Genomic DNA, 13,438 nt, shown 5'->3' on the forward strand with positions numbered 1-13,438 from the left:
GGGTTAAAGGCCACTCTCCAATCAGCTTCGCTGTTGCATTGATTTTTCGGCGCGTGGACATGCCCCTTTATATAGGTCACCGATTGTCGGCAGCGATGAGCCGATCGCAAAGCCAACATGAGTTCTAATCCACCAGCGGTCTGAACCACGGATGCCCTAAAGGCGCAACCACGATTGTTAGCGGCCGCTTGCAACTTCGGCTAACGGGAAGCGGCAGAGTTCATCTCAAAGTGCGTTGCCGCCTGGCGGCTTTTTGGGGGCCGACAGCGGAATGGCGGCTTTTGGGGTTCGAAGAACGATAGCGGACGTTCAGCCGGTCGGACCGAGCTGCAGCGCCAGCTCGTTGCAGCTGGCGCTGCCGGTCTTCTTTCCAGTCATGCGAAAAACGGCGATACGGCCATAAGAGCCCTCATAGCCGAGGCTCATCAGATCGGCGTGCAACTGCTTGATCGTGCGCTTCTGCTTGCGCGGCCTGTTCGACTCCGTCCTCAGCCAGGCCGTCAGCCGCTCGGTACAGGCATCAAGTTTGCTAGGCGATCGAAGTGAGCTGAAGTGGACATTTGAACGTAGGCTCGATCAATCCATGTTGATCCGCGGACCTGTCGCGCCGTTCAGCAATCGCTTCAAGTGGAAGCTCGCAAGCTGGTCCTCTGCGCGCCTGCCTACCTCAGCAGCGAACGAGGTGACCGCACTAGGGTCGCCGGCTTCCAGCTTAGCGAAAGCCGCGAGGTAATCCTTCGTCGCGAGGTCATCGCATTGTTCAGGCCGCAGTGGCTCGAAAGCGCGCAGCGACTCCGTTCGTCCTCTCAACACGAGGTCACCCACCGGCCGCCCTCGGAAATTCGCAACCTGTCTCGCGACGCTCTCGCTCACGCAAATACGGGTGCCTAGTTGCTTGTTGGCGGCTTCCAGCCGCGCCGCGATGTTGATGGTGTCGCCATAGGCGGAGTAGTCGAAGAAGCGGGCGCCGCCGAAATTGCCGACGATCGCCGGCCCGGCGTGGACGCCAATGCGGGTGGGACCGAGCGCCACGCCCCTGGCGCGCCAGCCGGCGCGGAAGTCTTCCGAAAAGTCGTCGAGGTCAAGCGCGCTGGCGACCGCGCGGGCGGCATGGTCGGGCTGCTCGCCCGGCGCGCCGAAGAGCACATGCAGTGCGTCCCCGACGATCTTGGCTACCGTGCCCTCGTGGTGGAAAACGATGTCGGTCATGCCGGCGAGGTACGCGTTGAGGAGTTCGCCCAGTACCGCCGGGTCGAGCGTTTCCGCCAGCGCAGTGAAGCCGGCGATGTCAGTGAAGAGCGACGCCACCTCGCGTCGCTGCCCGGCAAGCTCGCCAGCGTCGCCGGCGAGCCGCTCGGCGAGGTTGGGCGAGAAGTAGCGCGACAGCGAGGCGTGCGCGCGCTCGGCCGCCACCTGCTTGCCCCGCGCGTCGCGCAGAAGGGAAAGGTGCCTCAGCGTCTTGGCGATAGTCGTCTCGAGGTCGGCGAAATCGATCGGCTTCATCAGGAAATCGAAGGCCCCGCGGTTCATTGCGGTCCGGATGTTGGCCATGTCGCCATAGGCCGACACGATGATGGTCGACAGCCGCTCCTCGGCGTCCTGGAGCTTCGCAAGAAGCGACAGCCCGTCCATGCGCGGCATGTTGATGTCGGTAACGACCATTTCGATGTCGGGATTGGCGGCGATCAGGTCGAGCGCCTCGACGCCGTCGCGGGCGAAGATAAAGCTCACGGCGCCGTCGCGGATTTGGTGGCGGAATTTCTGCAGGACCAGCGGCTCCAGGTCCGGCTCGTCGTCGACGACCAGGATCAGCGCCGTCATGCCGCGAGCCCGACGCGAACGTCGATCTCGCCGCGTAGCGCGACGAAATCGAGCGGCTTCGTCAATAGTGCCTCGGCGCCGTTTTCCAGCGCCTTCCTATTGGTCTCTGCGTCGCCATAGGCGGTGATCATGATCACGGGCACATCGGGACGCAACGCCTTCGCTTTCGGCAGAAGCTCCAGGCCGCTCGTGCCCGGCATGTTGATGTCCGACAGGATGAGGATCAGCGAAGCGCTTTCCGCAGCCTCGATCAGCGCCAGCGCCTGCGGCGCCGAAAGTGCGAACGCCATCTCGAAGCGCCCGGTTCTAAGATCTCGCCGGAACTGCTGCCGGAACAGCACCTCGATGTCGGGCTCGTCGTCGACGACCAGGATGAGCAGGCTCAAGCGTTGTCTCCGGCTTTTGCGAGCGTCGCGGCGCCGCGCGGCAAGACGATGCGGAATTCGGTGAAGGCGCCCGGCTCGGTCTCCACCTCTATCGTGCCGGCGTGCTGTTTCACGATGATGTCGTGGCTCAAGGACAGGCCGAGCCCCGTACCCTCGCCCGCCGGCTTGGTGGTGAAGAACGGGTTGAACATCTTTTCCTTCACCTCCGGCGGGATGCCGGTGCCGTTGTCGCGGATCCTGATCTCGACCGCATCGCCCAGGCTTTTCGTCGATGCCGCCAACACCGGCTCGTAGCCGGTTTCGCCTTCGGCCGCCCGCCGTTTCGTCGTCGCGTAAAAGCCGTTGGAGATCAGGTTCAACAGCACGCGGGTGATCTCCTGCGGAAAGAGATCGACCTCGCCGGCGCCTGGATCGAAATTCCTTTCCAACATGATGTTGAAGCCTTTCCCCTCGGCGCGGGCGCCATGATAGGCGAGGTTCAAGCTCTCCTCCACGACGGCATTGATGTCGACCGGCCGGTGCTCGCCCGAGCCCGAGCGCGAGTGGAGCAGCATGTTCCTGACGATCGAGTCGGCGCGCTTGCCGTGCTGTACCACCTTGTCGAGATTGCCCTTCAGCATGTCCGACAACTCATCGATCTCCGCGCGGATCTTGTCGTCAAGCGCCGCGCCTTGCAGCGCCTCGCGCAGCTCCACGATCAGATCGCCGGACAGCGAGGAGAAATTGTTGACGAAGTTGAGCGGGTTCTTGATCTCGTGAGCTATACCCGCGGTCAGCTGGCCGAGCGAGGCGAGCTTTTCGGTCTGCACGAGCCGATCCTGGGCCTTGCGCAGGTCGTCCAGCGAGCGCGACAGTTCCTCAGTGCGCGCCTGCACCTGATCGAACAGCCTGACGTTCTCGATCGCGATCACGGCTTGGTCGGCGAACGTCTGCACAAGTTCGCCTTGGCGCGAAGTGAATGAATTCGGCTCCAACTTCCCGAGGAAGAACACGCCCTCGACCTTGCCTTCTCTGAGCATCGGAACACCCATCAGCGCCCTTGTGTCGGTGATTGCCCGGAATTCCTGCAGATTGAAATCCGCATCCTCCTCCACGTCGGGTATGTACTCGATACTACCCGAGAGGGCTACGCGTCCCGAAAGCCACCGGCGGTCGATTGCGATCGGATGATCCATCGTCCAATCGGTTTTTCTTTCGGAGATAGTGGCGCGGCCACGCAGCATGTTGCCGTAACGAAGGAAGATTCCGCCATAGCTTGCTCCGCACAGCTTGGCGGCCGATTCGACCAGAGCGTTCAACACGGTGGGCAGGTCGAAAGCCGCGCGGCTGATCACCTTCAGCACATCCGCCGTCGCCGTCTGCTGCCTCAGCGCCTCGCTGACATCTGCGGTACGTGCCTGCACCTCGTCGAACAGGCGCACATTCTGGATGGCGATCACCGCCTGGTCGGCGAAGGTTTTGACCAGTTCGATTTCCCTCTCGTTAAAGGGCCGCACCTCGGTGCGGATCATGGCAAAGGTGCCAAGGAGTTCGCCTTCACGAAGCAGCGGCACTGCAAGGACGGTGCTCATGCCGCCGACCGCGGCAATCGCCGAATGTGTATATTCAGGGTCCACGGTGACATCTTCGATCTGGATGACGCGCAGTTCTTCGGCAGCGCGCCCCACAGCCGATCCGCGGCCGGGTTCCGTCTGGTGCGTTTCGCCATACTCCCTGAAGCCCGGGGGAAATCCGGTGATGGCCGCATATTCGAACCTGCCATCGATAATTCGTTCGAGGCAACCCTTGTCCGCGCGACACAGCCGGACTGCCGATTCCACGAGAGTGTCCAGCACCGTCTGCAGGTCGAAGGCGGATGCGCTGATGACTTTCAGCACATCTGCGGTCGCCGTCTGCTGCTGGAGCGACTCGCTGAGCTCCGCCGTGCGCGCCTGCACCTCGTCGAACAGGCGGACATTCTCGATGGCGATGACCGCTTGGTCGGCGAAGGTCTTCAGAAGTTCGACTTGCTTGGCGGCAAGAAAGCCCGTCTCAGCACGCCCGACTGCTATGCAACCGATGGGCAGGCCGTCACGCAGCACCGGCACGGCGACAGCGCTGCGCAGGCCCGAGAAAGCCGCCGCGGCGCGATGCGTGAATTCACTATCCAAGGTGAGGTCCGGGATCTGCGCCACCTCAAGATTGAGAATCGCCCGTTCGGCGGCACTGCCGCGAGTAGGTGCCACGGGAAAGGTGTTGCGTACGATCTCAACGCTTTCTTCGGTGATGCCGTGATGCGCGACGAAATGCAGAAGCTGGCCATCATATCTGTAGACAAAGCAGAACTGCGCTTCGCACAGACGAGCGGCACTTTGCGCGATCATGTTGAACACCGGCTGCACATCAGTGGGCGAGCGGCTGATGACGCCAAGCACATCGCTGGTCGCCGTCTGGTACTCTAGCGCCTCGGTGGCCTCCCGCGTCCGCTGCTGCACTTCCTCGAACAGGCGGACGTTCTCGATCGCGATGACGGCCTGGTCGGCGAAAGTCTGGACGAGTTCGATCTGGCGCTCGGAAAACGGGCCTGGCTTTGCACGCGCCATCGAGAAGACACCAATCGGGATCCCTTCGCGCAACAACGGCACCGATAACCCAGCTGCGAACTTTCCTATTCTTGGCACATCTGGAGTACCATACTCCAAGTCCAGGGTCACGTCCGGGACATGAACGACCGCCTTTTCCAATGCGGCGCGACCAACCCAGGAATCACGGCCAACCCGATTGGGATGGGCTTCCTCATGGGCTCTCAACTCAGGCGAGTCCCCATGCGAAGCGGATATGTGGTAAACGTCGCCGTCGAGCATATATATGCCACCCAATTCGGCCCCGCATAACTTCACCGCGGATTCTATCAGCGTCTGAAGCACCGCCTTGAGATCGAATGTCGAGGCACTGATAACCTTGAGCACGTCCGCCGTCGCGGTCTGCTGAGCAAGCGCTTCGGTCAGTTCGGCCGTCCGCGCCTGCACCTCTTCGAACAGCCTGGCGTTCTCGATCGCGATCACCGCCTGGTCGGCGAAGGTCGTGATCAGTTCGATCTGGCGGTCCGAGAAGGGCACCGTGCGCCTGCGCGCCGCCGCGATGACGCCGATCGGATCGCCATCGCGCAACAGCGGTACGCCAAGAAAGGTGCGCGCGTCGCTCAGCTTGATCCATTCCGAGCGCGTATAGGCCGGGTCGGCGGTCGCGTCCGGGATATGCACCGTTCGCCGCTCCAATGCCGTGCGTCCGGTGGTCGTGCCGCGGTCGAGGCTGACCGGATTGGCGCGCCAGTAGTCGATCTGCGCGGCGTCCGCCGGGTGCGCCGCCACCAGATGATATTTCCCGTCATCCTTGCGCATGTAGACATAGGCATAGTCCGCCTCGCAGAGGTGGCCGGCGGTCGTGACGATGGTGTCGAGGACCGGCTGCGCCTGCGCCGGCGAGCGGCTGATCACGCCGAGCACGTCGGAAGTGGCGGTCTGGTATTCCAGGCTTTCCTGCAGATCCCTCGTCCGCGCCTGAACCTCCTCGAACAGCCGGACGTTGGAAATGGCGATGACGGCCTGGTCGGCGAACGTCTTGAGCAGCGCGATCTGCTTGTCGGTGAAGGGCCGCATCTCGATGCGCCGGATCATCAGCGCTCCGACCGCCTCCCCGTCACGCAGCAGTGGGATCGCAAGGATGGTGCGGAAGCCGAGCCGGTGGGCCATTGCCCTGCCCGTTGCAAAGTCTACACCCGCCTCGGTCAGGTCATGAACATGGACCGGTGCCCGGTCGAGCACCGCGCGACCGGTGACCACGTCGCGGGCGACAGGCAGCCCGGCGCCGTCGACCGGGATTGGCCCATGATGCGCCCCGACCGCCAAACGATCGCCCTGCCGCAGATAGATCGTCGCGTCATGGGCATCGCAGAGACGCGCGGCGCTTTCAGCGACGGCGTCGAGAACCGGTTGGATGTCGGTGGGCGACGCCGCGATGACGCGCAGGATGGAGCCCGTCGCGGTCTCGCGCTCCAGAGCCTCGGTCACTTCGTGATTGCGCGCCTGCACCTCGTCGAACAGGCGCACGTTCTCGATTGCGATGACCGCCTGATCGGCGAAACTCTCCACAAGTTCGATCTGGCGTTGTGAGAACGCCCCCACGGTTCGCCTCGCCATGCCGAAGACACCGATCACCTCTTGGCCTCGCTTGAGCGGGACCGAAAGGGCCGCGCGGAAATCGCCCATGGTCGCCGCTTCCGGCCTTTTGTATTCCATATCCTTGGACACGTCGGGCACATGAACGGTTGCCCCTTCGAGGGCGGCTCGACCTTGAAATGTCCCACGCCCGATCGGGTGTGGATGGCTCTTCTCATAAGCGCGAAGTTCATCGGTCCAACCGGTCCCGGTCATGACCCGTAGCCAATCGCCATCGCGCAGTGAGATCGCGCCCATATCACCGCCGGCCAGGCGGATCGCCGAATCGAGTAGCGTCTGCAGTACGGGTTCAAGGTCGAAGGCCGACCGGCTGATTACCTTGAGCACGTCGGCCGTCGCGGTCTGCTGAGCCAGCGCTTCGCTGAGTTCGGCCGTCCGCGCCTGCACTTCTTCGAACAGCCGAACGTTCGAGATGGCGATCACGGCCTGGTCGGCGAAGGTCTTCAGAAGCTCGATCTGCCTGTCGCTGAACGGTCTCACCTCTCTTCGCCGCAGGCTAATCGCACCGATCGCTCTTCCATCGCCCACGAGAGGTGTCGCCAGGATGGTGCGAAAGCCGTACTGGATGGCCATTTCCCGGCCTGCCGCGAATTCGGCCCCGGCTTCGGATAGGTCTTCGACCTGCATGGTCCTCGCATCGATCACCGACCGCGCCATTACTCGGTCGCGCTCCAGCGGCCACGGCGCCTCATCGACCGCGATCGGGCCAGAATGGGCACCGAGATGGAGCATATCGTCCTTCTTGAGCCGAATGATCACATCGTAGGCGTCGCAAAGACGGGCGGCGCTCGCCGCCACGGCGTCGAGGACCGGCTTGATATCGGTCGGCGACGAGGCGATGATGCGAAGCAGCTCGCCGGTTGCCGTCTCGCGTTCGCGCGCTTCGTTGAGCTCGCGCGTGAGAAGCCCAATCCTAGCTTCGAGTTCGCCGTGTGATTCCCGCATGTGCAGGTTCTAGCCCTCGGTCGCAGCGCTGGCCTCTAGGTCGAGACGCAAACCATAGGCAGAATAACACTAAAAATACTAGGTCACCGGCAGTCGAGCGATTCTTCCTCCATTCGCAGCGAGGAAGATCGACGTTTTTCCGTACAGCAGCGGCATAAGGTTAAATCGAACGGCTGTCATATGCCCAATGCAGCAGAGCCTGGCGCTGGCGCGGCCGGCACCGGCAGTCCCCAGGCTCGCAGGCTCGGCGAAGCTGCGCGATATGGCGGCGAATAGCTTTCCAACGGGCGATCTGTCGCTCGTCCTCGCCGGGCATGCGACGACCTTGGTGGTAACGGCAATACCACTGGAACCAGCCACGCGGATCGTCGGGATGTATCCATCCATTGGCTCGCCAGACGCTGAGCGGTTGGCTGGCGTCGACACCGAACGAGTTAAGTGACGGATCTTTTCGCAGCGATGACAGCCGGGCCTCTGCAAACCAGCTGTTGGGGAATTCGTCGCGACAATCGGTCATATACTTGCCGCCGAACACGCCGAGCGCGAGCATCTCGGCGGGTGTCAAGTCTGGCCGGAAATCGGGATGAAAGTCACGGCCAATTGGCGCAACGAGAGCGTACCGGTAGCCTTGCTGCATCCGATCGTTCACGACGACCCACCGGGGTCTCATCGGGCGCCCTGCGACAGTGGTTTCGAGCGGTTGCGCCGCCAGATGGACAAGCTAAGTGCCGCCGCGAAACTCACCCACGTCAGGTACGGAAAAAGTAGCAAGGCAGCAGCCGCATTCACGGGGTGAAACATTATAATCGTCGCCAGGATCGCAGCCCAAAGCACCATGATCTCCACCACGGCCAGCCCGCGTCGGTGAAGTCCAAAAAAGATCGGCGTCCACGCAGCATTGAGCAGAAGTTGGACTCCATAGACACTGAGAGGCAGTGCTGCACCGGCAATGCCTGCCTCTAGCCATACGAGCCAGCCCGACAGTCCGATCGATGCATAGAGAACCGTCCAGACCGGGGCGAACAGCCAATCCGGCGGGCGCCATCTTGGCTTGTCGAGCTGCTTGTACCAGTCGCCTGGCCTAAAGATTACGCCGGTAGCCGCCGCAGCGAAGCTCGCGACCTCGAAGGCGACCAGCACGAGGAGGGAATGCATGTCCATCCGGCAAAAGACGGAGGGAACCGCCGACGAGGCAAGCGGGTCCCTCCGAAGCCCTATCGGTTCTGGCCAGCAGCGAACTCGCCGGAGCCCATTGCAGAAAGCAGGGGGGTGATCTGCCAGGTCGCCGATAGCCCTACCAGGATGTAAACGATCCGGGCGAACCCCGAGCCAGCCCCGAAGATGGCGGCCACGAGGTCAAAGCTAAATAGCCCGACCAGCCCCCAGTTCAGCCCGCCTACGATTACGAGGATGAGCGTAAAAATGTTGATGATCTTCATGGTTCTTCTCCAGGTCGAGGGATGAGGGTCAGCCTTCCGGCGGCATGATCACCTTGTCGATGACATGGATGACGCCATTCGAGGCAGCAAGATCGGCAGCAGTGACGGCGGCATCGTTGACCTTGACGGTGGAGCCCTCGACTTCGATGTCGATCATTTTGCCATTTACCGACTTCGCTTCATCGACACCCGCCACGTCCGCAGCCATCACCTTCCCCGCGACCACATGGTAGGTGAGGATCTCAGTGAGTTTTTGCTTGTTCTCCGGCTTCAGCAGGTTTTCGACGGTACCGGCCGGCAATTTGGCGAAGGCTTCATCGGTCGGAGCAAAGACCGTGAACGGACCCGTCCCTTTGAGAGTTGTGACCAGGCCCGCCGCTTCGAGCGCTGCGGCCAGGGTCTTGAACTGACCCGCCTCCACCGCAGTGTCGACGACATCCTTCTCCGCGGCGAACGCGCTGACGCTGCTGCCGAGCGTGATCGCTGCAGCGAACAAAACACTTTTGAACTTCATGGCATTTCTCCTCTGATGACCGGTGCAGGGTGCACGTCATTGCTTTCATGTGGAGCAAATCACTTTTCTTACCACTCAAATTTTCGTGAACAGAAAGATAATTCTCTTGTGAAGATAATATCGTTGGCATAGTTTCCCGAAACGAAAAGGAGTTTTGCCACGTGCTCTCCGACACGCTTTCAACCGAGCTTCAGCGGTACGCGATCGGCCCTCGTATCAAGGCACTGCGTCTGAGAAAGAAGCTGGGGCTGGTGCAGTTGGCCGGTCATACAGGGCTCTCGCCTGCGATGCTGTCGAAGATCGAGCGCGGGCAGATGTTTCCAACCCTGCCCACGCTGCTTCGGATCGCCATGGTTTTCGGCGTCGGCCTCGATCACTTCTTCAATGCAGACAAGGAGGAGCCGCTCATCGTGGTCGTCCGAAAGAAGCAGCGTCTCAAACTTCCCAGCCTTCCGGGCGAAAAGCACCCGGCCTATCTATTCGAAAGCCTGGACTATCCCGCTTCTGACCGCCGCATGGAAGCGTTCTACGCCGAGTTCCCGGTCGATTCGCCGCCCTCAGAGCCGCATCAACATGGCAGCGCTGAGTTCATCTACGTGCTCAGCGGTCGGCTTATACTCAATGTGGATGGCAAGGAGGCCGCGCTGGATACGGGGGACGCTGTATATTTCGACTCAAGCGTTCCGCACAGTTACCGCCGTGAAGGCAACGAAACTTCAACCGCCATTGTTGTGACTTCTTCATAGGCCGCCGCTGACTGAGTACCCCTGAAACTACATCCCTATGCATTGCCAGCGTTGGTGGAGGAAGTCGGCTTCCAGGGGGAGCCGCGGGTAGTTAACGGCCGAGATGGGCGCAAAGCTGCCGTTGTATGTTGCAACATAATAATTTGCTTTGGTCAGACGAACTAGGCCGTCACGCTGTTCCCCGGAACAGATCCTCTCGAAGCGTGTTGCGCCAGTTCCAAGCTGAATTGGAGCACAACCATGAAGCCTGAAGACGCCACCTACCCTCCTCTTGATGTCGCCAAGCCTGTCGCCCCTGGGATCTGGATCGTCGACAGCGGACCGCTGAGCGTGATGGGCATTCCAATCCCGGTGCGCATGACGGTTATCCAGCTCGGGAATGGCGGTCTCCTGCTGCATTCACCAACACGGTTCGTTTTTGAGCTGAGAAAGCAGCTCGAGCAGATTGGTCCGATAGTGCATCTGGTTGCGCCAAACAGTGGACACTGGACCTTCCTCAAGGAGTGGCAGAACCATCTGCAGGGAGCGTCGACTTGGGCCGCTCCGGTCTTGCGCCATCGGGCAAAGGTCCGCCGGGCTGGCGTCAGGATCGATCACGATCTGGCCGCTGCGGCGCCGGAAGCCTGGTCGAAAGATCTCGATCAGGTTCTCATTCCAGGAGCCGGTGGGTTCACCGAAGTCGCGTTTTATCACAAGAACAGCCGAACTATGGTGCTTACGGATCTAGTTCTGAATCTCGAGCCGGAAAAGCTGCCGTTCATCATCAGGCCGGCGGCGCGCCTCTTAGGCGTCACGGCACCTGTGGGGAAGGCGCCCATTTACCTGCGGATGATCATCAAACGGAAGCATGAGCAGGCGAAGGCGGCCGCGGAGCGCCTCGTGGCTTTTAATCCAAAGCGCGTGATCTTCAGCCATGGCCGGTGGTTCCACGAGGATGGGACGACATTACTTCGCCAGTCGCTGGCCTGGCTTCTCTGAGTGCGGCCGCAGAGAAGATTGTCAGCAGGAAGTAGCCATCAACTCCCGTTGCCGTCCCCATTCGACGGGCAAACCCCTGACGAGCGCCTGGAGCTGAACCCCCATGGACTGCCGTCCGAGTATGGCTTCGACCAGATCGGGCGCGAGCAGCGTCAACTGGAGCACGTGGGATACGAAGGAGCGGTCAAGCCTTTCGGCCGCGGCAAGTTCGATCACTGTGGCGAACTCGCCTGTTTCCAGCATGTGTTTCCACCGGAACGCCCGCGCCAGCGCCCGGATCAGAGTGTTGTCCATGCGTGGCCGTGCTGGGGTCCATTGCTGTGCGCCGGCGGGCGAGATGATGATCTTGCGGCCACCACGCTTGCGCAGGGTCAGCGGCAGATGAACGGTGAGCGATTTGCCGTCAGGGCTGAGTTCGGCATATTTGGCCTCTGATGGCATCATGCGGTGCTCCTGTGCTCCGGCTGCTGTCTCAGCTCCGTCGCGAGGCTGGCCATGCCTTCCGTGCGAAGCCGGATGGAAATGCCCTCGACGGCGACATCCACCCGCTCGACCAGAAGCTGGACGATGCGGGCCTGCTCGGCCGGGAAGAGCTCATCCCAGAGTGGATCCAACTGGACGAGGGCTTCACGGACCTCGGTTTCAGTAATGTCGGAATCGTCCTTTCGCGCGGCCATCCAGGTCTTTACGATGACCTCGGGCGTTCGAAGCAGCGCCCGAAGCTGGTCGATGACCGCAGCCTCGATCTCGCCTGCCGGCACACGGCGGACCGGGCATGTCTCCGGTCCGAGCTTCTGCACGCTCGTGGTGACGTAGTAGCGGTAGAGCTTCCCCTTCTTGCGGGTATGGACAGGTGTCATGGCGTAGCCGCTCGGAGCAAAGAGCAGCCCCTTGAGGAGTGCTGGCGTCTGCCTGCGGCTCTGCCCGGCCCGCTTGCTTGGGCTTTCGGCAACAATCGAGCGAACCTTGTCCCAGAGGTCCTGGCTGATGATAGGCTGATGCTCGCCGGGATAGCTCGTGCCCTTGTGGACGGCCTCGCCGATGTACACCCGATTGCTGAGGAGCTTGTACAATAGGCCCTTGTCGAAGGCCTTTCCGTTCTTGCGTCTAAGGCCCTCCGCATTCAGGGTTCGCGCCAGGATGGTCGCCGAACCGATCAGCAGGAATCGCTCGAAGATCGAGCGCACAATGGCTGCCTCATCCTCTTGGATCAGAAGCTTGCGGTTCTCGACCCGGTAGCCAAATGGAACGTTGCCACCCATCCACATGCCCTTTCGCCTGGATGCAGCGAACTTGTCCCTGATGCGCTCGCCGATGACCTCGCGCTCGAACTGGGCGAAGGAAAGCAGGATGTTCAGCGTCAGCCGGCCCATGGAGGTCGTGGTGTTGAAGCTCTGGGTGATCGATACGAAGGTGACGTTGGTCGCCTCGAACAACTCGACCAGCCGGGAAAAGTCGGTGAGCGCCCGCGAGAGCCGATCGATCTTGTAGACCACCACCACGTCGACCAGGCCGGCATCGACATCGCGGAGCAGCCGCTTCAGGCCGGGCCGTTCCAGCGTGGCGCCGGAGATGCCGCCATCGTCATATCGATCAGGCACCAGAACCCATCCCTCAGCCCGCTGGCTGGCGACGTAAGCCTCACAGGCCTCGCGCTGGGCGTCGAGGGAGTTGAACTCCATGTCGAGCCCCTCTTCCGAGGACTTTCGCGTATAGACGGCGCAGCGCAGCTTTCGCACCACTTGCTTTTTGTCGGGTGAGTGCACGTTCATTGCGCCCTCCCCCTCTGGCTCTTCAGGCCGAAGAAGACCAGGCCGTTCCAGCGTGTGCCGGTGATCGCGCGGGCGATTGCCGAGAGCGATTTGTAGGGCCTGCCATCATATTCGTAGCTGTCGGCCAGGACCGTCGCGCAATGCTCCACCCCCTGCCATTCGCGCATCAGCCTGGTGCCGGTGACAGGTCGGTTGTCAGAGCGGGTACCGCGCCCGCCCGAGCGAGGCTCCAGATCTTCGGCCAGTGCGGCCAGCCGCTTCAGTATCTCCGGCTTCAGCCCACCATAGGCGAGTTCCTGTACCCGGTAGGCCAGCCTGCTCTCCAGAAACTTGCGATTGTAGGGCGGCGGTTCGGCGGCGAAGAGGTCCCGCCACATTCTCTTCAGGGCAATGATGTCCATTGTTTTGATCGCTGCCAACCTGCCTGTCACTTGCTCTGTCATGCCCCGCCCTCCATCTGTTCGAGTCCGGTTGCATGACCGCTCTGGTTGGCGGCGAAGTCCACGAAACTATTCTCCCGCTCGCCAGATAGTCCGCTTGACTGTCGCGCCCGAAGACGCATGACGCCGGCGGCCAGAATGCTGGCGATTTCCGCGAGGCGCTCGGCGGAGCTCATCCGA

The 13,438-nt window shown here is 61.8% G+C and carries 13 protein-coding genes and 1 pseudogene; 2 read left to right on the forward strand and 12 right to left on the reverse strand.

Translation table 11 applies throughout. From position 1 onward, the window contains the following. Positions 1-381: 381 nt before the first annotated feature. The 8 genes and pseudogenes from NKH36_RS34990 to NKH36_RS33735 all read right to left on the reverse strand — a co-directional run. Positions 382-537, reverse strand: a pseudogene (locus NKH36_RS34990) (IS21 family transposase); the annotation flags it as partial. Between the two features lie 39 nt (positions 538-576). Then, positions 577-1,821, reverse strand: a complete 1,245-nt coding sequence (locus NKH36_RS33705; RefSeq protein ID WP_352966090.1) for an adenylate/guanylate cyclase domain-containing protein — start codon at positions 1,819-1,821, stop codon at positions 577-579. After that, positions 1,818-2,207, reverse strand: coding sequence for a response regulator (locus tag NKH36_RS33710; protein WP_352966091.1), 390 nt, complete (start codon positions 2,205-2,207; stop codon positions 1,818-1,820). Before NKH36_RS33710 ends, NKH36_RS33705 begins: the two co-directional genes overlap by 4 nt. Further along, positions 2,204-7,369 carry a GAF domain-containing protein gene (locus NKH36_RS33715; RefSeq protein ID WP_352966093.1) on the reverse strand — a complete coding sequence of 1,722 codons (5,166 nt, stop codon included), beginning with the start codon at positions 7,367-7,369 and terminating at the stop codon, positions 2,204-2,206. The genes NKH36_RS33710 and NKH36_RS33715 overlap by 4 nt, the downstream gene beginning before the upstream one ends. Before the next feature lie 160 nt (positions 7,370-7,529). Further along, positions 7,530-8,039, reverse strand: coding sequence for a hypothetical protein (locus NKH36_RS33720; RefSeq protein WP_352966094.1), 510 nt, complete (start codon positions 8,037-8,039; stop codon positions 7,530-7,532). Continuing rightward, entirely contained in the window at positions 8,036-8,524 is a 489-nt protein-coding gene (locus NKH36_RS33725) for a TspO/MBR family protein (RefSeq protein ID WP_352966095.1), read from the reverse strand. The genes NKH36_RS33720 and NKH36_RS33725 overlap by 4 nt, the downstream gene beginning before the upstream one ends. Positions 8,525-8,583: 59 nt before the next feature. Beyond that, the gene (locus NKH36_RS33730) at positions 8,584-8,808 is read right to left on the reverse strand and encodes a DUF378 domain-containing protein (RefSeq protein ID WP_352966097.1); all 225 of its coding nucleotides are present in this window, start codon (positions 8,806-8,808) and stop codon (positions 8,584-8,586) included. Between the two features lie 28 nt (positions 8,809-8,836). Next, positions 8,837-9,322 (reverse strand): fasciclin domain-containing protein, encoded by a 486-nt coding sequence (locus tag NKH36_RS33735; RefSeq protein WP_352966098.1) that lies wholly within the window; start codon positions 9,320-9,322, stop codon positions 8,837-8,839. Positions 9,323-9,483: 161 nt separating this feature from the next. On the opposite strand from NKH36_RS33735, the gene NKH36_RS33740 reads away from it, so the two are divergent. Together NKH36_RS33740 and NKH36_RS33745 are read left to right on the forward strand one after the other, a co-directional pair. Next, positions 9,484-10,068, forward strand: coding sequence for a helix-turn-helix domain-containing protein (locus NKH36_RS33740; protein WP_352966099.1), 585 nt, complete (start codon positions 9,484-9,486; stop codon positions 10,066-10,068). 240 nt (positions 10,069-10,308) lie between these two features. Beyond that, on the forward strand, positions 10,309-11,046 hold the full coding sequence (locus NKH36_RS33745; protein WP_352966101.1) for a DUF4336 domain-containing protein: 738 nt from the start codon (positions 10,309-10,311) through the stop codon (positions 11,044-11,046). A 21-nt stretch (positions 11,047-11,067) separates the two neighbouring features. Here NKH36_RS33745 and NKH36_RS33750 read toward each other — a convergent pair whose 3' ends face one another. The 4 genes from NKH36_RS33750 to NKH36_RS33765 all read right to left on the reverse strand — a co-directional run. Next, positions 11,068-11,490 carry a hypothetical protein gene (locus NKH36_RS33750; protein WP_352966102.1) on the reverse strand — a complete coding sequence of 141 codons (423 nt, stop codon included), beginning with the start codon at positions 11,488-11,490 and terminating at the stop codon, positions 11,068-11,070. Beyond that, positions 11,487-12,818 carry a recombinase family protein gene (locus NKH36_RS33755; RefSeq protein WP_352966104.1) on the reverse strand — a complete coding sequence of 444 codons (1,332 nt, stop codon included), beginning with the start codon at positions 12,816-12,818 and terminating at the stop codon, positions 11,487-11,489. The genes NKH36_RS33750 and NKH36_RS33755 overlap by 4 nt, the downstream gene beginning before the upstream one ends. After that, positions 12,815-13,261 (reverse strand): DUF2924 domain-containing protein, encoded by a 447-nt coding sequence (locus tag NKH36_RS33760; protein WP_352966105.1) that lies wholly within the window; start codon positions 13,259-13,261, stop codon positions 12,815-12,817. Before NKH36_RS33760 ends, NKH36_RS33755 begins: the two co-directional genes overlap by 4 nt. Next, on the reverse strand, positions 13,258-13,438 hold a 181-nt coding region (locus tag NKH36_RS33765; protein WP_352966106.1), incomplete at its 5' end, for a hypothetical protein. The genes NKH36_RS33760 and NKH36_RS33765, both read right to left, overlap by 4 nt.

The organism is Mesorhizobium sp. M1312, from assembly GCF_040318115.1.
Lineage (GTDB): Bacteria > Pseudomonadota > Alphaproteobacteria > Rhizobiales > Rhizobiaceae > Mesorhizobium.